At 67.4% G+C, this 18,941-nt stretch carries 17 protein-coding genes; 7 read left to right on the top strand and 10 right to left on the bottom strand.

What is annotated here, in order from left to right; genetic code table 11:
- Positions 1-103: 103 nt before the first annotated feature.
- A complete protein-coding gene (locus AC5P6X_RS00225) occupies positions 104-976 on the bottom strand; it encodes a DMT family transporter (RefSeq protein ID WP_329755873.1) in 873 nt (290 codons plus the stop codon).
- A 115-nt stretch (positions 977-1,091) separates the two neighbouring features.
- Between AC5P6X_RS00225 and AC5P6X_RS00220 the strand changes: the two genes are divergently transcribed.
- Together AC5P6X_RS00220 and AC5P6X_RS00215 are read left to right on the top strand one after the other, a co-directional pair.
- Complete coding sequence (locus tag AC5P6X_RS00220) at positions 1,092-2,036, top strand: LysR substrate-binding domain-containing protein (RefSeq protein WP_005408722.1); 945 nt, start codon at positions 1,092-1,094, stop codon at positions 2,034-2,036.
- 68 nt (positions 2,037-2,104) lie between these two features.
- On the top strand, positions 2,105-2,398 hold the full coding sequence (locus AC5P6X_RS00215; RefSeq protein ID WP_005408721.1) for a hypothetical protein: 294 nt from the start codon (positions 2,105-2,107) through the stop codon (positions 2,396-2,398).
- A gap of 31 nt (positions 2,399-2,429) precedes the next feature.
- Here the strand turns inward: AC5P6X_RS00215 and AC5P6X_RS00210 are convergent, their stop codons facing one another.
- Together AC5P6X_RS00210 and AC5P6X_RS00205 are read right to left on the bottom strand one after the other, a co-directional pair.
- Positions 2,430-3,218 carry a DUF4349 domain-containing protein gene (locus AC5P6X_RS00210; RefSeq protein WP_049448286.1) on the bottom strand — a complete coding sequence of 263 codons (789 nt, stop codon included), beginning with the start codon at positions 3,216-3,218 and terminating at the stop codon, positions 2,430-2,432.
- A 23-nt stretch (positions 3,219-3,241) separates the two neighbouring features.
- A complete protein-coding gene (locus AC5P6X_RS00205; RefSeq protein WP_012479600.1) occupies positions 3,242-3,598 on the bottom strand; it encodes a GFA family protein in 357 nt (118 codons plus the stop codon).
- A 112-nt stretch (positions 3,599-3,710) separates the two neighbouring features.
- Here AC5P6X_RS00205 and AC5P6X_RS00200 point away from each other — a divergent pair, with 112 nt between their 5' ends.
- Together AC5P6X_RS00200 and AC5P6X_RS00195 are read left to right on the top strand one after the other, a co-directional pair.
- Complete coding sequence (locus tag AC5P6X_RS00200; protein ID WP_099605756.1) at positions 3,711-5,519, top strand: DUF885 domain-containing protein; 1,809 nt, start codon at positions 3,711-3,713, stop codon at positions 5,517-5,519.
- 144 nt (positions 5,520-5,663) lie between these two features.
- A complete protein-coding gene (locus AC5P6X_RS00195) occupies positions 5,664-6,659 on the top strand; it encodes a polysaccharide lyase (protein ID WP_108270491.1) in 996 nt (331 codons plus the stop codon).
- A 9-nt stretch (positions 6,660-6,668) separates the two neighbouring features.
- On the opposite strand, the gene agp is transcribed toward AC5P6X_RS00195, so the two are convergent.
- The 3 genes from agp to AC5P6X_RS00180 all read right to left on the bottom strand — a co-directional run bounded on the left by agp (position 6,669) and on the right by AC5P6X_RS00180 (position 11,551).
- Complete coding sequence (gene agp / locus AC5P6X_RS00190) at positions 6,669-7,892, bottom strand: bifunctional glucose-1-phosphatase/inositol phosphatase (protein WP_088436639.1); 1,224 nt, start codon at positions 7,890-7,892, stop codon at positions 6,669-6,671.
- Between the two features lie 67 nt (positions 7,893-7,959).
- Entirely contained in the window at positions 7,960-9,792 is a 1,833-nt protein-coding gene (gene smrA, locus AC5P6X_RS00185) for a multidrug efflux ABC transporter SmrA (protein WP_088436638.1), read from the bottom strand.
- A 199-nt stretch (positions 9,793-9,991) separates the two neighbouring features.
- Complete coding sequence (locus AC5P6X_RS00180) at positions 9,992-11,551, bottom strand: serine hydrolase (RefSeq protein WP_088436637.1); 1,560 nt, start codon at positions 11,549-11,551, stop codon at positions 9,992-9,994.
- Positions 11,552-11,661: 110 nt separating this feature from the next.
- Between AC5P6X_RS00180 and AC5P6X_RS00175 the strand changes: the two genes are divergently transcribed.
- The 3 genes from AC5P6X_RS00175 to AC5P6X_RS00165 are packed head-to-tail and all read left to right on the top strand — an operon-like array spanning position 11,662 to position 13,902.
- Complete coding sequence (locus AC5P6X_RS00175) at positions 11,662-12,105, top strand: VOC family protein (protein ID WP_005412719.1); 444 nt, start codon at positions 11,662-11,664, stop codon at positions 12,103-12,105.
- Complete coding sequence (locus AC5P6X_RS00170) at positions 12,102-12,920, top strand: DUF72 domain-containing protein (protein ID WP_088436636.1); 819 nt, start codon at positions 12,102-12,104, stop codon at positions 12,918-12,920. The genes AC5P6X_RS00175 and AC5P6X_RS00170 overlap by 4 nt, the downstream gene beginning before the upstream one ends.
- A 34-nt stretch (positions 12,921-12,954) precedes the next feature.
- The gene (locus AC5P6X_RS00165; protein WP_005408711.1) at positions 12,955-13,902 is read left to right on the top strand and encodes a DMT family transporter; all 948 of its coding nucleotides are present in this window, start codon (positions 12,955-12,957) and stop codon (positions 13,900-13,902) included.
- 45 nt (positions 13,903-13,947) lie between these two features.
- Here AC5P6X_RS00165 and AC5P6X_RS00160 read toward each other — a convergent pair whose 3' ends face one another.
- The 4 genes from AC5P6X_RS00160 to AC5P6X_RS00145 form a co-directional block, all read right to left on the bottom strand.
- Positions 13,948-15,108, bottom strand: a complete 1,161-nt coding sequence (locus AC5P6X_RS00160) for an AAA family ATPase (RefSeq protein ID WP_049417946.1) — start codon at positions 15,106-15,108, stop codon at positions 13,948-13,950.
- Positions 15,109-15,272: 164 nt separating this feature from the next.
- Complete coding sequence (locus AC5P6X_RS00155) at positions 15,273-16,343, bottom strand: sensor domain-containing diguanylate cyclase (protein WP_049448299.1); 1,071 nt, start codon at positions 16,341-16,343, stop codon at positions 15,273-15,275.
- 144 nt (positions 16,344-16,487) lie between these two features.
- The gene (locus AC5P6X_RS00150) at positions 16,488-17,210 is read right to left on the bottom strand and encodes a pseudouridine synthase (RefSeq protein WP_005408708.1); all 723 of its coding nucleotides are present in this window, start codon (positions 17,208-17,210) and stop codon (positions 16,488-16,490) included.
- A 34-nt stretch (positions 17,211-17,244) separates the two neighbouring features.
- Positions 17,245-18,909 (bottom strand): sensor domain-containing diguanylate cyclase, encoded by a 1,665-nt coding sequence (locus tag AC5P6X_RS00145; RefSeq protein ID WP_329755875.1) that lies wholly within the window; start codon positions 18,907-18,909, stop codon positions 17,245-17,247.
- Positions 18,910-18,941 lie beyond the last annotated feature (32 nt).

Below are 18,941 nucleotides of genomic sequence, written 5' to 3'. Positions count from 1 at the left end.
TCTTTGGTTACTTTCTTTGCACGAGCAAAGAAAGTGACACCTCTCCGCAGGCGCGGAAAAGACCTGCCGGGCAGCGCCCGGCACTACCAGCGCTTCGGCACCCTCAGCCCTTCTGGCTCACCGCCACGCTACCCAGAATCAACGCACCCGCAATCAACATCTGCACCGTCACCGCCTCACCCAGGAACAACCAAGCAAACGCCGCGCCGAACAGCGGAATCAGGTACGTCACCGTCGACGCACGCGACGGGCCGATGCGGCCGATCAGGCGGTAGAACATCAGGAACGCCAGGCCGGTACAGGCGACGCCCAGCGCGATCGCTGCGCCCCAGGCCTTCAGTGGAATCGCCGCCTGCGGCCAGTGGGTCACCGCCATCGGCAGCATCCACAGCGAGGCACACGACAGCGTTGCCGCCGCCGCTGCCGCCGACGGCAGGCCGGTCATGTGCCGCTTCACCAGGTTCACGCCCAGGCCGTACAGCAGCGAAGCCGCCGCACCGGCCAGCACCGCGGTGCCGATACCCAGGCCGGAAACCTTGGCGGTGGCCAGCACCACTACGCCAGCGAAGCCAACCAGCAAGGCACCGGCGCGGCGCATGCCGATCTTCTCGCCGAAGAACAGGAAGGCGATCAGCGCGGCGAACAGCACGGTCATCGCATTGCAGATCGCGCCGATCGCCGCCGGCGCCTGTTCCGCTGCATAGGCGAACAGCACGAACGGCAACGCCGAGTTGATCAGGCCGATCGGCGCCAGCCACAGCCAGCGCCGCGGCGGGAACTGCGCGCGGGCGCGCCACAGGAACGGCAGCAGCACCAGCGCACCCAGCACCAGCCGCACTTCGACCAGCGCGAACGGGCCGAACGACGGCACCGCCACCCGCATGAACAGGAACGAGCAGCCCCAGATGGCGCCCAGCAGGGTCAATTCCAGCGGCGTGCGCCAATCGCGCTCGGCCGCCTGTGGGACCGCATTCATGCCTTGCCTCCGTACATCGTCAATTCCTCGCCAAGGCGGATAGGATCAGGCGCAGACGCCCGCCGCACAAGCGCGTAGTATCGCTGCCAGCCACAAATATGGTTTGAGGCTCGACATGCTGCTACGCCCTTCCCTGCTACCCGCACTGGCCGTGTTCGCGGTCGCCGCGCGCCACCAGAACTTCGCCCAGGCCGCGCAGGAGCTGCACCTGACCGCCAGCGCGGTCAGCCACCACGTCCGCCGCCTGGAAGAAGTGCTGGAAGTACGGCTGTTCCTGCGCCACGCCCGCGGCGTGCGCCTGACTGCCGAGGGCCGGCAACTGGCCGACGCCGCCAGCGCCGCCTTCACCGATGTCGCGGCCGTCGCCCATCACCTGCAGCCGGATGCCGACAGCGTGCCGCTGCGGATCACCACGCTGCGCTCGCTGTCCTACTGCTGGCTGCTGCCACGGCTGCCGCGCTTCACCCAGGCCTACCCGCACATCCGCATCGAACTGCATACCGGCAGCGGGCTGGATCGCTATGACGACAACGGCCCGGAAGTGGGCATCCGCTACGGCCTGGGCCAATGGCCCGGCCTGCGTGCGCAGCACCTGATGGATGACTACCTGTTCCCGGTCGCCTCACCGGCACTGGCCGGCGTCGAAACGCTGGTCGATCCGGCGCGCATCGCCGACCTGCCGCTGCTCACCGACCTGTCGCCGCAGGGCTGGCGCGACTGGTTCCGCCACGCCGGCGTGCGCACGCCGTCGCCGCTGCCACCCATGCACACCTTCGCCGACAGCACCGATGCGATGCGTGCAGCGGTGTATGGCATGGGCGCGGTGCTGGCGCGCACCCACATCGCCCAGCCCTATCTGCAGCGCTACGAGGTGGTGCGCCTGCCCGGCCCGGCGCTGAAGGCGCGCTATGCGTACCACGTAGTGCATGCCGAAGGACAACCGCCCAGCCCGGCCGCACGCCTGTTCATCGACTGGCTGCTGGAGCAGGCGCAGGACGAACGCACACCGATTCCCGCATTGCCGGACAGCCTGCTCGGGCGTCCGGCCACACGCGCCTGACTGCACCCTCACCCGTTCTTTGCCCGGCGCTGGCTAGGCTGCAGGCAACTCCACAACGTACCTACGCCATGGCCATGCTGCGACTGCGCATCACCGGAACTGAAGACGACGCCCGTGCCATCAGCGACCTGCTGCTCGGCCTGGAGGGCATCGAGCATGTCGAGGAAACCGACGATCTGATGCCGCACATGGACGACGACGATTCCAGCTCGGCCGGGCTGTCCGACGACATCGGCCCGGGCATCCATGAGCTGGAAGTGGAAGTCGGCAATGAAAGCACCGCGCAGAAGGTGCGCGACGCAGTGCAGGAACTGGCGCTGGAGCTGGATGTGTTCGTCGAGTACGAGACCGACGAGGGCTGATGCCGGCGGGCTGCCGGCATCAGCCTCCACCTCAGAGGTTGGGCGGCAGCTTGCGACGGCGGCGGCGCCACCATGCACGCACACCCCAGGCCGCGATCAAGGCCAGCACCGCCACCGGCAGCAGCGCGGCGACGGCGCGGATCAGGAACGCAACGCTGGTGCTGAGGATGCTGCCCGACTCGCTCAGCGCCTCGCCGATCTCGCTGCGGCTGCGCTGGCCGGACGTGGTATCGAAATGGATCGTCACCAGCTGGGTATCGATGCGCCGGCGCTGCTGCGCGGCATCCTTGCTGGCCTGCTCGACACCCGCCTCGATCTCGGACAGCCGCGTGGTGATCGCCATCAGGTCCTCGATCTTCAGGTCTTTGCGGTCCTGGTAGGCCAGCAGCCGCGCGTGTTCCTTCTCCAGCCGCGCCTTGGTCAGTGCGGTGTCGGCCACGGCCTGCGCGAGGTCCTCGGCACGCGTGTTGCGCGACTGCAGCGTGCCGCCCTCACCGGCCAACGCGATCAACGGCTCGGTGCCCTTCGGTGCAATCCGCACCTTGACCTCGCCGCTGGGCTGCTCGCCACTGCGCTGGTCTACCTGCAGCACCGCGCAGTCACCGAACTTCGCGCTCTGGCAGGCCAGTGCCACCTGCTGGATGCGCGGTGCGATCTGCGCCGCTTCCAGTTGCACCTGCACGTCGTGTTCGTAGGCGAGGAATGCGCCTTCCGGTGAAGCGATGGCAGCCTCGGCCGCCGTGGCGCCCGCATCCGCCTCCATGTCGCCCTGCTTGGCGCAGGCGCCCAGCGCCAGCAGCAGCACCGGCATTGCTGCCATGCACATCCACGCGCGCACCGGCCTCACAGTGCGGCCCCGTCGTAGGAGGTCACCGCCAGCGTGGCCAGATCCACTGCAGGCACGCAGCGCACGTTCACCGCCACCATCGGCATACCGCTGCGCGGATCCACCGCCTCGCTGTAGGGGGCAATGCCGCATTCGCGGCAATGGTGATGGTCGATGTGGGCCTTGTTGAAGTGGTAGGTGGCCACGTCCGCCGGATCGGTGCTCAGCTGGAACGCTTCGCGCGGGGCGAACCACAACAGGCTGCCACGGCGGCGGCACATCGAGCAGTTGCAGTCGATGACGTCGCTGATCGGCGCCCCGGCCTGTACGGTGAATGCGATCCTGCCGCAATGGCAGCTTCCCTGGTATTCCATGTTCTGCGCTCCTTTGGAGGGTCCTTGTCTGCGCCCATGGTAATCCTATGGCACGGGGACAAAGCAGCCACGCGGCCCTATGCTCAGGGTTTGACCCCGTACAGGAACGCCGATGCGCCCGCATCTTCTTGCCCTCGCCCTGGTCGCCGCCCTGGCCGGTTGCCAGCCGGCCGACGCCCCGACCAACGCTTCCACTCCGGCCACCAGCCAGCAGGCCGGTGACGCGGCGGTCGATGCCGCCTTCGCCGACCTGTCCAAGCGCGCCCTGGACACCTGGATGCAGCTGTCGCCGGTCAGCGCTACCCAGATCGGTGACCACCGCTACGACAGCGAGCTTGACGACCTCAGTGCCGCCGGCCAGCAGAAGACCCTGGCAGCCTACAAGGCGCTGCTGAGCGAGCTGGACAAGATCGAGGTGGCCAAGCTGGGCCGCGAGAACCAGGTAGACGCGGCGATCCTGCGCAACCAGCTGCAGTCGGAAATATGGAACGCCGAAGTGCTGCAGTCCGGCAAGTGGGACCCGCAGCTGTACAACGGCATCGCCGGCAGCGCGATCTACGGCCTGATGGCGCGCGAGTTCGCGCCGCTGCCGGAGCGCCTGAAGTCGGCCACCGCGCGCATGGAAAAGCTGCCGGCGATCTTCGCCCAGGCCCGCGAGAACCTGGATCCGGCGCGCGTGCCGAAGATCCATGCCGAGACGGTGGCCAAGCAGAACAAGGGCATCCTCAGCATCGTCGATACCTTCATCACCCCCCACATCGGTGAACTGCCGCAGGCCGACCAGCAGCGTCTGCAGGCCGCCATCGACGGCCTGAAGAAGGCGGTGGACGAGCAGCAGACCTGGCTGGACAAGACCCTGGTGCCGAATGCCAAGGGCGACTTCCGCATCGGTGCGGAAAAGTACGACCAGAAGCTGAAGTTCGCGCTGAGCTCCTCGCTGTCGCGCCAGGAGATCGGTGAGCGTGCACGCGCTGAACTCAAGCGCGTGCGCGAAGACATGTACGGCATCGCGCAGACCGTGCTGAAGGACAAGCCGGGTGCGCCGGAGATGCCGGCCCAGCCGACCGACGAGCAGCAGCAGAAGGCCATTGAAGCTGCGCTGGAGCTGGCCTACGCCGACAAGCCGGCACGCGACAAGGTCGTCGACGATGCCAAGGCCGCACTGGAGCAGTCCACCGCGTTCGTGCGCGAGCACGATCTGATGACGCTGCCCGACGCGCCGGTGGACATCATCCTGATGCCGGAATTCCAGCGTGGCGTGGCCGTGGCCTACTGTGATTCACCGGGTCCGCTGGACAAGAACCTGAAGACCTTCTACGCCGTGTCGCCGATTCCGGACGACTGGAACGACAAGCAGGTCGACTCGTTCCTGCGTGAGTACAACTCGCGCATGATCCACCTGCTGAGCATCCACGAAGGCACCCCGGGCCACTACCTGGAAGGCTGGCATTCGGCCAAGTTCCCCTCCACCCTGCGTGCGGTGCTGCGTTCAGGCCTGTTCGCCGAAGGCTGGGCGGTCTACACCGAGCGCATGATGCAGGAGCAGGGTTACCTCAACAACGACCCGCTGTTCCACCTGGTGCAGCTGAAGTTCTACCTGCGCACGATCTCCAACGCGATCCTCGACCAGGGCGTGCACGTGGACAACTGGGATCGCGAGAAGGCGATGCACCTGATGACCCACGATGCGTTCCAGCAGGAAAGCGAAGCCTCGGGCAAGTGGGTGCGCGCGCAGCTGACCTCGGCGCAGCTGCCGACCTACTTCGTCGGTGCGCAGGAACACTTCGACACCCGCAAGGCGATGCAGGACAAGCTGGGCGACAAGTTCAACCTGAAGGCCTACCACGACCAAATGCTGTCCTACGGCGCGCCGCCGGTGCGCTTCGCACGCCAGCTGATGCTGGACCAGCCGATCGAGTGATCGGGACGGTGTGAGATGAAGCGGAGCGGCCCGGGGAAACCCGGGCCGATCTGTTTGTGGGGGAACGCCAGGCCATCTCCGCATCACATGCCGGCAACATGGCCAGGCGCATCGTTCGCCGGATTTCCCTTCCGCCGGTTTCCAATGTCTCTCCCCTTGCGCCTCGCCCTGCTGCCCACGCTGATGGCCAGTGCGGGTGCCTTCGCCGCCTGCCCCGCACCGCCGCCCGGCCAGCCGGACATCCGCGCGCTTGGCTACTACACCGACAAGGTCGGCTCGGTGATCGACCCGGTACTGCACCAGCAAAACAAGGACGCCACTGCGCCGCTGGACCGCTATGCCGCCGACGTCGCGCGCATGAGCGATGACTACCTGCGCACCAGTGACCCGGCAGCGGCACAGTGCACGCTGAGCTGGTTGGGTGCGTGGGCCGACGACGGCGCCATGCTCGGGCAGATGATCCGGGTCAACAACGATCAGTCGTTCTACATGCGTCAGTGGATGCTCGATGCGGTAGCCATGGCGTACCTGAAAGTGCATGACCAGGCCAACCCGCAGCAGCGTGCGCGTATCGATCCGTGGCTGCAGAAGCTGGCACGGGCCAATCTGGCGTACTGGGACAATCCGAAACGGCGCCGCAACAACCACTACTACTGGGGCGGGCTGGGCGTGCTGGCCACCGGCCTGGCCACCGACGACGATGCCCTGTGGCAGGCAGGCCACGCCGCATTCCAGAAAGGCATCGATGACATCCAGGGCGATGGCAGCCTGCCGCTGGAGATGACCCGTGGACAGCGTGCCCTGCACTATCACGACTACGCATTGGCGCCACTGGTGATGATGGCCGAGCTGGCGCGGCTGCGCGGCCAGGACTGGTATGCCAGCAAGGACCATGCAATTGACCGCCTTGCCCGCCGCGTCATCGAAGGCAGCAAGGACCCTGCATGGTTCAACCAGCACACCGGCGTTGCACAGCTGCCCCTGCAGGCCAGCGGCTGGGTCGAGTTCTACCGGTTGCGATCACCGGATAGCGGCCTGTTCGATGCCGCGCATGCACGCGGCCCGTTCCACTCGCCACGGCTGGGCGGCGACCTTACGCTGATGGCCACGCATGGCATCGTGCGCACGCCGCTGCGTTAGCAGCGCGCCTCAGCGGGCTTTCGGATGCAGCAGGCGCTGGAACTCGGCGACGGTGCACTCCTGAGCCGCGCACCCCGGCACACGCAGCACGACGCGGCCCGGCGGCTGCGCGTTGGCCAGCGGCAGCGCATCGCGCAGCTGCGCGGTGGTCGGGTAGATGTAGGCTAGGCGGATCCGTTCCACCCCGCTGTGGCGATCACGCCAGCGTTCGAACTGCAGCAGGCCACCGATCGGTGTCTTCTCGTACTGCCCCGGCAGGCTGTAGTCGCTGATTCCCAACGCCGCCAGCACCGAGCCGATGTTGGAATCGTGACCGACCAGCAGGGTCACCTTCGGCGACGCCGGGTCGTCGAACAACGCATTCACTCTTGTCAGCAGCGGAGCGGCCACATCACGCGCCACCTCGGGCGTTCCGAACAGGATGTCCTGGTAGCGGTTGCGGATCTGCGCCAGCGCCTGCCATTGCGCCTCGGTGGTCAACCGGCCCCAGCCTTCGCGGGGGATGCCACTGCCCTGGTAGTGCTCCATCAACAAGGCATCGACCAGCCCGCTGGCCAGCGCCAGTGATCCGGACGCGCGAGGCTCCTTGCCCGGTTCCGTACTGAAGGTGGTATCGGCCAGCGCCAGATGGCAGTCGCTGTGCCCCTTGCATGCCGTCGACTGCGGATAGCGGGTGATCTCCTCCACCACGGACAAAGCCGGTGCCAGGTCCACTGCGGCCAGCGCTCGCTGCATTGACTCCAGCGCGCGCGTGCGGAATGCCGCGTCGTCGCGGCGGATCACCGGATCGAACAACGGATCCATCGAGCCCAGCGGCATGCGCTGTTCGACCGCAACATGGCAGCCCGGGAAAGCACCGGCAACGAAGAACTGCGCGGTGGCCTGGGTGCGCTGCAGGCTGTTGGCGTACGCGTGGAAGTCATCCTCCTGCGGGCAACCCGACACCGGCAACAGCTGCGCCTGGCGCAGCCACTGGGCGATGTAGCGGCCCATGTAGACCTCCAGCACGCCTCCCTTGGTGGTCAGCTCGCCCGGTGCCACCTCCCAGCGCGGCCAGGTCTCGGGCGTCGCATTGGCGAGCGCGCCGGAGGCCACCACCGGCGCGCGCAGGTTGTGACGGCTGAGCAGGACGACCTGCTCGAGCTGGTCGCCGTCCATGGGTGCCGGCGCAGCCGTGGCAACCGTGGTAACCAGGCTGAGTGCCAGCAACAGGGAGCGCAGGGGGCGGATCATGCAGGTCTCCGGAAACACGCTGGGGTCAGAGCCCTTTCCTGCAGAAAGGGATCCGACCCCGAAGCGATCATTGATCGGCAGCAACAAATCCACCGGTCTGCCGCGCCCACAACCGTGCGTACAGGCCACCGGCCGCAATCAGCTCGGCATGGGTGCCGGTCTCCACGATGCGTCCCTGGTCCATCACCACCAACCGGTCCATGCGCGCGATGGTCGACAGCCGGTGCGCGATCGCGATCACCGTCTTGCCGCCCATCAGCTCATCCAGGCTGTCCTGGATCGCCGCTTCCACTTCCGAGTCCAGTGCCGAGGTTGCTTCGTCCAGCACCAGGATCGGAGCGTCCTTCAGCAGCACGCGGGCAATGGCGATGCGCTGGCGCTGGCCGCCGGAGAGTTTCACGCCACGCTCGCCGACATGCGCGTCGTAGCCGCGACGCCCCTGCCCGTCCACCAGCGTGTCGATGAAGGCTTCGGCACGCGCCTTGGCCACCGCAGCGCGCAGCTGCTCATCGGTCGCGTCTGGACGGCCGTACAGCAGGTTGTCGCGGATCGAGCGATGCAGCAGCGAGGTGTCCTGGGTGACCACACCGATCTGCTGGCGCAGGCTTTCCTGGGTGACGCAGGCAATGTCCTGGCCGTCGATCAGGATGCGGCCGCTTTCCAGGTCGTACAGGCGCAGCAGCACATTGACCAGGGTCGACTTGCCGGCACCCGAAGGACCGACCAGGCCGATCTTCTCGCCCGGCTTCACCACCAGGTCCAGGCCTGCGATCACGCCACCCTTCTTGCCGTAGTGGAAGTGGATGTCCTGGAAATGCACGCCGCCACGGGTCACCTGCAACGGCACCGCATCCTCGCGGTCCTGCACGGTCAGCGGCTGGGCGATGGTGGTGATGCCATCCTGCACCGTGCCGATGTCCTCGAAGATGCCGTTGATGGTCCACATGATCCAGCCGGACATGTTGTGGATGCGGATCACCAGGCCGGTCGCCAGCGTGATCGCACCGACGGTGATGTGGCCGCCATTCCACAGCCACAGCGCCAGCCCACAGGTACCGGCGATCAGGAAACCGTTGACGATGGCGATGGTCAGGTCCATGCCGGTGGTCACCCGGGTCTGCGCGCGGTGCTTGACCGCCAGTTCCTGGATCGACTCGGCCACGTAGGCCTGCTCGCGCCCGCCATGGGCGAACAGCTTCAGCGTGGGAATGTTGGTGTAGCCATCGACGATGCGGCCCATCGCCTTGGAACGCGCTTCGGACGCAATCCAGGCCCGTTCCTTCGCGCGCGGCACGAAGTAGACCATGATCAACGCATAGGCCAGCAGCCACAGGATCAGCGGCACCATCAGCCGCCAGTCGGCCTGCGCGAACAGGTACAGCGCGGTGCCGGTATAGACCACGATGTACCAGAGCGAATCGACCATCTGCACCGCCGACTCGCGCAGCGAGGTACCGGTCTGCATCACCCGGTTGGCGACGCTGCCGGCGAAGTCGTTCTGGAAGAAGCTCAGGCTCTGCCGCACCACATAGTTGTGCATCAACCAGCGCGAGCGGTTGCTCAGGCCGGGCACGATGGCCTGGTTGACCAGCAGGTTGTGCAGGCCGACCAGGATCGGACGCGCGATGACCGTGATGAACAGCATCCAGCCCAGGTCGTTGGCATGGCGCTTGAAGAAGTCGGCACCGGGCTGCTCGGCGACCATGTCGACGATGCGGCCCAGGTAATCGAACATCGCCACTTCCACCAGCGCCAGCAGCAGGCCGGCGATGAGCGTGGCCAGCAGCACCGGCCACACCGGGCGCAGGTAGTGCAGGTAGAACGGCAGCACCTTGCGCGGAGGCATCCGCCCGTCCACGGGCGGGAACACCGGAATCAGGGATTCAAACCAACGGAACATCGCATTCCCTCGCCATCTTTAGCTGGCGGAGTATCCCATGCCGCATGTGTACGCCGACCGACGATCGCTGCAGCTGCGGTCGTGCCGGCCGCTGGCCGGCAACCTTGCGAAGCAGCCAGGGATCTTGAGGTTGCCGGCCAGCGGCCGGCACTACCCATCGGATTCGTCGAACGTCAGCGCCGGGCCACGCTCGGCGGCGTCATTTCACTGGGGTGAACAGCAGGTCCTGGAAATCGAAACTGAAATCGGTCAGGTCGGAAATCGGCTGCATGCGCACCTCGTGCACCTTGCCATCCGGGTCCAGGCTGAAGTTCACGAACGCGTCGGCGTTGAGCGAACGGTCGTCCCAGCGCACGATGAAGGTGTCGTGCTGCCAGTGCTCCAGGCGTCCGCTCAGCTGCGCGGTCCTGGCAAAGCGCAGGCGCAGTCCCTTGCCCTCGGCACTGACCTGCATGTCGCCATACCAGCGGTCGCGGAACGTGCCTGTGTAGCCGGCCAGCGCCAGCGACGGCCTGCTGCCCTTGTCGCGCGCGCTCTGGTGCTTGGCCCACGCCTCGTCGGCCTTGTCCTGTCCCTTGGCCACGGCCTTGGCATAGGCGTCCACCCAGTCATGCTTTTCACCGCCCAGGTAGGCATCGAGCACACTCAGGGTGATCGCATTGAACGCCGCGCCCACTTCCTGATTGGTCAGCACCACCACGCCCAGTTTCTCGCCCGGTACCAGGGTCAGCCGCGAAACCATGCCCGGCCAGCCACCGGTGTGCCAGACCAGCTTCCGCCCGTGGTAGTCGCTCAGGCTCCAGCCTTCGCCATAGCCGGCGAAGTTGGCCCGCGCCGGTGCCAGCTCCGGCACGCTCGGCGCCGGGATCGACTGCGGCGTGATCATCCGCCACATCTGCTGCTGGCTCTTCTCGGTGAACAACGGCGTGCCGTCGGCCAGTTTGCCTTCGGCCAGCTGCACCTGCATCCAGCGCGCCATGTCGTGCGCGCTGGAATAGATGCCGCCGGCGCCGGCATTGTTCGACCAGGTCAGCGGCGCGACGGTGCGCAGGTCCTTGAAATCGTACTTGGCGTGGCCGACCGCGGCCTTGTCGCCTGGCTTCAGGTGATCGGCGTTGTAGCGCGTGCCGGCCATGCCCACCTTGTCGAAGATGCGGGTCTGCAGGAACTGCTGGTAACTCATGCCGGAAACATGCTCGATCACCTGCTGGGCGACCGCGTACAGGATGTTGTCGTACGCATAGCCCTCGCGGAATCCACCCTTCAGCGGCACCTTGCCCAGCCGTTCCACCACTTCGGCATTGCTGTAGGAGGTGGTCGGCCAGAACAACAGGTCACCGGCGCCCAGGCTCAGTCCGCTGCGATGCGACAGCAGGTCGCGGATCGTCATCTGGCCGGTCACGAACGGATCGGACATGCGGAACGACGGCAGGTGGTCGATCACCTTGTCGTCCATCTTCAGCTTGCCGTCCTCGGCCAGCAGATTCAGCGAGGTGGCGGTGAACGCCTTGGTGTTGGACGCAATGGCAAACAGCGTATCGGCCTGCACCGGTTCCGGCTTGCCCTGCTCGCGCACGCCCCAGCCGCGCTCCAGCACCACCTCGCCATCCTTGACCACCGCCACCGCAATACCGGGCACGTCGAACTGCGCGCGCACGCGCTCGACGGTTGCATCCAGCTCCTGCAACTGCGCCGGGGTGGCAGCGCTCGCCATGGTCGTGCACGCCAGCAGCACGGCTCCTCCAATCCAGGGTTTCATCCAGCACGATCTCCGAACAGGGGTGGCGGCCATGTGCAGGCCGTCACCGGGGTTTCGCGGGATGGTAACGTTCTGCGTTGCACCCTGCCCTGTGCCATAGGAGGGGTGTCATGGGCGGGAACGGCCAACCGAGCAGCGGCTCCACCATCATTCCGTGCCTGCGCTACCGCGATGCGCAGGCTGCCATCGACTGGCTGCAGCGCGCCTTCGGCTTCCATGCCCAGGCCGTCTACGCCGATGGCGATACGGTGTTCCATGCGCAGCTGACCTTCGGCACCGGCATGATCATGCTGGGCTCGGCCAGCAACCAGAGCGCGTGGAGCGAGCATGCGGCGATGCCTGATGAGGTCGGCGGCCGCCAGACGCAGAGTGCCTGCGTGATCGTCACCGATGCCGACGCGCACTACGCCCGGGCCAAGGCCGCCGGTGCCCGAATCGTCATCGACATCGCCGACCAGGACTACGGCGGCCGTGGCTATGCCTGCGCCGACCCGGAAGGCTACCTGTGGTGGTTCGGCAGTTACGACCCGTGGCGCGCGGACCACGGCCAGTGACCGCCGGAACGATCCGCTGCGGCATCGGTGGCTGGGTGTTTCCCGAATGGCGCGGCGGCGTTTTCTACCCCGTGGGCCTGCCGCAGCGTGAAGAACTGGCCCATGCCAGCCGTGCGCTGCGTTGCATCGAAATCAACGGCACCTTCTACCGCACGCCCACCGCCGCGCAGTGCGCGCAGTGGGCCGCGCAGACGCCGGAAGGCTTCCGGTTCTCGATGAAGGCGCCACGCTACCTGGTGCAGCGCCGCGACCTGTCCAGTACGGTCGAGGCGGCCGCGCCCTTCCTGCAGGCGGCGACTGCGCTCGGTGACCGGCTGGGCCCGCTGCTGTGGCAGTTCGATCCACGGCATCCGGCCGGCGCCGAAGCACTGGAACGGCTGATGGCACAGCTGCCTAAGCAGCTGGACGGGGTGCCGCTGCAGCATGCGCTGGAGGTCCGCAACGCCGAGGCACATGGCCCGGCACTGGTCGACGCCGCCCGCCGCCATGGCGTGGCGCTGGTGATCGAGGACAGCGACGAGGCGCCATTGCACGGCGATGTCAGTGCCGGCTTCGTCTATGCGCGGATCAAGCGCAGCCAGGCGCGCTTGAACGAGGGCCTGCCGGCGCCCGTGCAGCAGCGCTGGGCCGAACGCGCACGCCGCTGGTCACGCGGCGAACCGGTGGATGACCTGCCCTGCCTGGCCGCGCCAGCTCCGGAAACCCCGCGCGAGGTCTACCTGCTGTGCATCGGCGCGGGCAAGGCACGCAACCCAGCGGCGGCGATGGCACTGCAGCGGCGGGTTGGCCAGGGCAGCGATCCCGCACGCGGGTAGCGCTGCGACGTTCGCCTTGCCTCACAATAGGCGGATGAGCACACCCGACACCCGCAAAGCGCTGTGGCAGATCCACTTCTGTGTCCTGCTGTGGGGCGTCACCGCCATCCTCGGCAAGCTGATCACCCTGCCCGCATTGCCGCTGGTGTGGTGGCGCATGCTGCTGGTGACGGCGATGCTGGCCCTGCTGCCGCGGGTCTGGCGCGGGCTGCGCACCCTGCCCCTGCGGCTGGTGGCCGGTTACGCCGGCATCGGTGCGCTGGTCGCCCTGCACTGGCTGACCTTCTACGGCGCGGTGAAACTGGCCAATGCCTCGGTGGCCGCCACCTGCATTGCACTGGCCCCGGTGTTCACCTCGATCATCGAACCCTGGGTCGCCAAGCGGCCGTTCCAGCTACGTGAACTGGCGTTCGGCCTGGCGGTGCTGCCGGGTGTTGCGCTGGTGGTCGGTGGCGTGCCCGATGGCATGCGCCTGGGGGTCTTGATCGGCGCGATATCGGCGCTGCTGGTGGCGGTGTTCGGCTCGCTCAACAAGCGCATGGTCAGCCACGCCGATCCGCTCACGGTCACCGCCCTGGAGCTGGGTGCCGGCACCCTCACCCTGACCCTGCTGGCACCGCTGATGCCCTACCTGCTGCCAGCACTGGCCAGCCCGCTGTGGGTGGTCCCGAATCTGCACGACAGCATCCTGCTGCTGGTGCTGGCCGGGTTCTGCACGCTGCTGCCGTTCGCCCTGGCCCTGGTCGCACTGCGCCACCTGAGCGCCTATACGGTGCAGTTGGTGACCAACCTGGAGCCGGTCTATGCGGTGGTGCTGGCGGTGGTGCTGCTGCGCGAGCAGCACGAGGTCACGCCGTGGTTCTACCTGGGCGTGGCCATCATTGTCGGCGCGGTGTTCCTGCATCCGCTGCTGAACCGCCGCAAGCCGGTGCAGCACCCGGAAATCCTTGGCACGGCCGAAGCACGCAACATCGCCGATTGAGTGCATCCGCGCATGGCGTGGATCTGCCGGTTCCGGATCGATGTCTCAGCGCTGCGGCCAATGCCAGGCCGGCGCATCCAGCAGGCCCTGCCCGCTCAGCAGCGTGCGGCCCTGTTCCTTGTGCAGATGCAGCGAGTGGCAGCCCGGCGCCTGCTCCAACGCCGCGATCAGCCGGCTGGCGTGTGACACCACCCACACCTGGCTGCGCGCACTGGCGGCGATGATCAGCCGCGCCAGCGCCGGCAGCAGGTCCGGATGCAGGCTGGTCTCCGGCTCGTTCAGCACCAGCAGCGGCGGTGGCCGCGGCGTGTGCAGTGCCGCGGCCAGCAGCAGGAATCGCAGGGTACCGTCAGACAATTCGGCCATCGACAACGGCCGCAGCAGCCCGGGCTGGTGGAATCGCAGGGCCAGTCGACCGTCCAGCTCTTCGAAGCCGACCGTGGCGCCGGGGAAGGCATCATCGACACTGCGTGCCAACGCAACCGGATCTCCGATCTCGAGAATGGTCACCCAGGCCGCCGCCAGATCCCGGCCGTCGTGATGCAGCACCGGCGTGCGCGTTGCCATCGCCGGTTGTCGCGCCGGGGCATCGGCGTCGCTGCGGAAATGATCGTAGAAGCGCCAGCGACGGATGTACTCACGCAGGGCGATGGTTTCCGGCATGCGCTGCGGATCGCCGACCTGGGTGAACAGGCTGTCGAACAGTGACAACCGGTCATCCACGAGATCCCAGCCGTGCGCATGGCGTTGCCGCACCATTGCCCCACGGCGATCGACCAGCAGGTTGGCGCTGCGCAGGAACGGCCCGGCCCAGATCGCCTCCGCCTTGATCTGCGGATCCAGCGCAAACGCGGAACGGCTGGGTGGCGGGTAGCCCAGGTCGATGGCATAGCCGAACTCGTCGGTGGTGAATCCCAGCTTCAGCCCCACCGACGCCTGCCGGGGCCCGCCCTGCAGCGGGATATCGCCGGCCGCAACCCGGCGATCGATGGATTCGGGGCCGGCCCACAGCGCCGAACCAAGTCCCCCTTCGCGGGCCAGCACCGCCGCGACGCCGCCCTGGGCGGTTTCCGCCAGCAGGCGCAGCGCGCGGTACAGGCTGGATTTGCCACTGCCGTTGTCACCGGTGACCACGTTCAACGGCTGCAGCGGCAGTACCAGCCCGTGCAGCGAGCGATAGTGGGCGATGGCCAGGGTCTGCAGCATGGCTGGTGTCCGTGGAAACAAGGACGTCATGCTGGCCGGTTCTGATCGCAGGAGCTGCGACGCCAGGTGAAACGGGAAGAGCATCCACGCATGGCGTGAATCTACTGGAGCGGCATCGAATCATCCACGCGTCGCATGCATTCAGCGCGCGAACCGCCGGTGTTTCAGCCCGCCAGCTCCACCCGGTTGCGACCGTTGCCCTTGGCCCGGTACAGCGCCTTGTCGGCGCGCGCCAGCATCTCATCCACGCTTTCACCGGGCTGGTGCTGGGCCACACCAATGCTGATCGTGACCGGGAATCCCAGCGGCAGATCCGCCACGGCCAAGCGCAGGAACTCGCATTGCAGTTCGGCCGTGCGCAGATCAGTGCCCGGCATCACCGCCACGAACTCCTCCCCGCCATAGCGCGCGGCCATGCCACGGCCGGCAAAATGCGAACGCAGCAGCACACCCAGCTCGGCCAGTACCCGGTCGCCGGTGGCGTGGCCCTGGAAGTCATTGATGTGCTTGAAATGATCGATGTCCAGCAGGGCCACGCAGGCTACTCCCGGCTGCCCATCGATCTCCGCCACCGCCTCTTCCAGTGCCGCCGCCATCGCGCGGCGGTTGGGCAGGCCGGTCAGCGCATCAGTGCGGCTCTGTTCGGCCAGGTCGGCATTCTGCGCCAGCAGCACGTCCTGGTATTCCGACAGCAGGCGCTCGTAGTCATCGCGTTCCAGCATGTGCTTCTGGATGTCGAGCGCGAAACGGCGCAGCTCCATCACCAGCATCACCTGCCGTGACAGCGCGGCCAGCGCCTCGGCCTTGTCGCTGGGCAGGTGCTGCGGCTGTGCATCGAACACGCACAGCGTACCCAGCGGCAGGCCATCGGAACTGATCAGCGGCGCACCGGCGTAGAAGCGGATGTGCGGGTCGCCGGTCACCACCGGGTTGTCGTGGAAGCGGACGTCCTGCAACGCATCCTCGACCACCATGATTTCGTGCGGCTGCAGGATGGCGTGGCCACACATCGATTCGCTGCGCAGGTTTTCCGCCGCGTCGATGCCCTGGATCGACTTGAACCATTGCCGTTCGACGTCAATCAGGGTCACCGCCGCCATCGAGGTACCGCAGACCGCCTTGGCAATCGCCACCAGGTCGTCGAATGACTTCTCGCGCTGCGAATCAAGGATCCGGTAGCGGTACAGCGCCTGGAGCCGAAGGGCTTCGTTGGCAGGCTTGTCGGGCTTGATCATGCAGCGTCACGTTCCGGCAGGTCACTGCAAAGTCTAGCTGATGCCCGCGCGTAATCCGCACAACGGCTAGTGCCGGCCGCTGGCCGGCATCCCGCGCGCATTCGATGCCTGGAGCAGCCGGCCAGCGGCCGGCACTACCGCGCGTTACCAGTCCAGCTGCTTCGGCAGCAGGCCCTGCAGTTCCTGCTCGGTCAGGTTGCGCCACTGGCCCGGCTTCAGCGCGCCGATCTTGATGTTGTCGATGCGCACGCGGCGCAGCTGGGTCACGCGATAGCCGAATTCGGCGGCCATCAGGCGGATCTGCCGGTTCAGGCCCTGCTGCAGGGTGATACGGAAGCCGAACTTGGCGATGCGCGAGGTCTTGCACGGCAGCGTCATCTGGTCGTGGATGCGCACGCCGCGCGCCATGCCGCGCAGGAACTCATCGGTGACCGGCTTGTTCACCGCCACCAGGTATTCCTTCTGGTGGCCATTTTCGGCGCGCAGGATCTGATTGACGATGTCGCCGTTGCTGGTCATCAGGATCAACCCCTCGGATTCCTTGTCCAGGCGGCCGATCGGGAAGATGCGCTGTTCGTGGCCGACGAAGTCGACGATGTTGCCCTTGACCGAAGTTTCGGTCGTGCAGGTGACGCCTACCGGCTTGTTCAGTGCGATGTAGACGTGGCGGCGGGCGCCGGGCTTGCGTGCCACGCGGGCGCGCAGCGGCTGGCCGTCGACCAGCACCTGGTCTTCCTCGCCCACCACCGCGCCGGTACCGGCCGGATGGCCGTTGACGGTAACGCGGCGCGCGGCGATCAGGCGATCGGCCTCGCGGCGGGAGCAGAAGCCGGTGTCGGCGATATGTTTGTTGAGTCGGGTGGTCATCGGCCCATTATCCGGCATCGCCGCCCGCTGCGCTTCATGCCAGGGCGGGCGGATCGAGCTCCTCACCGTCGAAGACCCGGTTGCGGCCCGCCCGCTTTGCCACGTACATGGCATGGTCGGCGCGCCGCAGCAGCCCGGCCAGATCGTCCTCGCCCGGTCGCCACTGCGCCAGGCCGATGCTGGCGGTCACCTCCAGCCCCGGCACCTGCAGGGCCTGGCCAGCCTCGGTGATGCGCTGGCGCAGGCGGTCCAGCCGTGCCGACGCCGCCTCGCGCGGCATGCCGGGCATCAGCAGCAGGAACTCTTCGCCGCCCATCCGCACCACTTCGTCCTGGCTGCGCACCGCCGCGCGCAGGGCACGCGCCACCGCCACCAGCACCTGGTCGCCCACTGCGTGGCCGTGGCGGTCGTTGATGTCCTTGAACAGGTCGATGTCGAGGAAGCCGATCACCAACGGGCCGCGCTCACGGTCCACCCGTTCCAGATGGCGGGCCAGCTGCTGCAGTCCGGCGCGACGGTTGGGAAGCCCGGTCAGGCCATCGGTCTCGGCCAGCTGGCGAAGTTCATCACGCTGCTGGCGCAGCCGGCCCAGCCGCTGGTTCAACGCATACGCGGCCATCATCAACAGCCAGGTCACCGCCAGCTGCAGCGCCTCCACCCGGTATTCCAGCAGCCACGCAGCACCACAGGCATCGGCGATGATCAGTACCAGCATCGGTGCCAGCGCGGCCAGACCCGCCTGTGCCCAACGGTCGCCGCGCCAGCGTGCCCAGACGCCGACCATCAGTGCCAGGCCACATCCGGCCAGATAGGACACCTGCAAGCCCTTCGCGACCCAGGCCAGATGCTCCCAGCGCAGCCACGGCACCAGCACGGCCAGCGCCATCAGGGTCCACAACACCGCCAGTTGGGCCGGGCGCGATCGAGGCAGCACGCGGTCGCCTCCGTTCAGCCGCCACAGCGCCGGCAGCACCAGTGCCTGGGTCGCAGCGGTCAGCGCCAGCAGCCACCAGGCGCCGTGCTCGCCCACCGGCAGCCAGGGTTCCGGATAACCGCTCAGCCCGCCGAGGATGGCCTGCCACAGCACCATCACGGTGGTGCCGGCGATGTAGACCAGGAAACTGCGGTCCCGGGTGGTCAGGAAGGCCATCAACGCCGACAGCGCCAGCGCGATCGCCACCGCGATGCAGGCCGCGCGCACCAGCAGGCGGGCGGTGTCGTTCTGCTGCACCGGGCTGGGCGCGCCCAGCCGCAGGGTCGGTACCCAACGTGCCTTCAGCGGTGTCTGCCAGGAGACCAGGAACGGCTCATGGCTGCCGGCCGGCGGTACCGCCACCAGGCCGATGCCAGCCCGGAAACGTGAATCGCGGGTGCGCGCGTCGTGCATGTTGCCGCAGATCTCGCGGTCGCCATGCTGGACGCGCACTTCACCGGCAAAGACGTTGAACACGTCCAGCGCCTGCGGTTGCCCTGACCAGCCCTGCGGCGGAGCCGGTACCAGCACCTGCTGGCGGGCGCCGGACAGCATCTGCGGCGTGCATGCGCGGTGCGGCGTCGGCTCGTCGGTAGCGCCGCCGACCAGGAGATAATCATGGCCCGACACGGCCTCTGCAGCCTGAAGCGGCCACGGCAACGCCAACCACACCATCAGGACGGCCAGCACCGCTCCTGTTCCATACCGCCACTGCCTGCCGCCCACGCCACGTCCTGTTCCTGCTTACGTCCGCGCCC

This window comes from Stenotrophomonas sp. YJH_SMC_40, from assembly GCF_059368615.1.
Note: the sequence above shows the minus strand (reverse complement) of the source record. Positions and strands in the feature narration are given on the sequence as shown.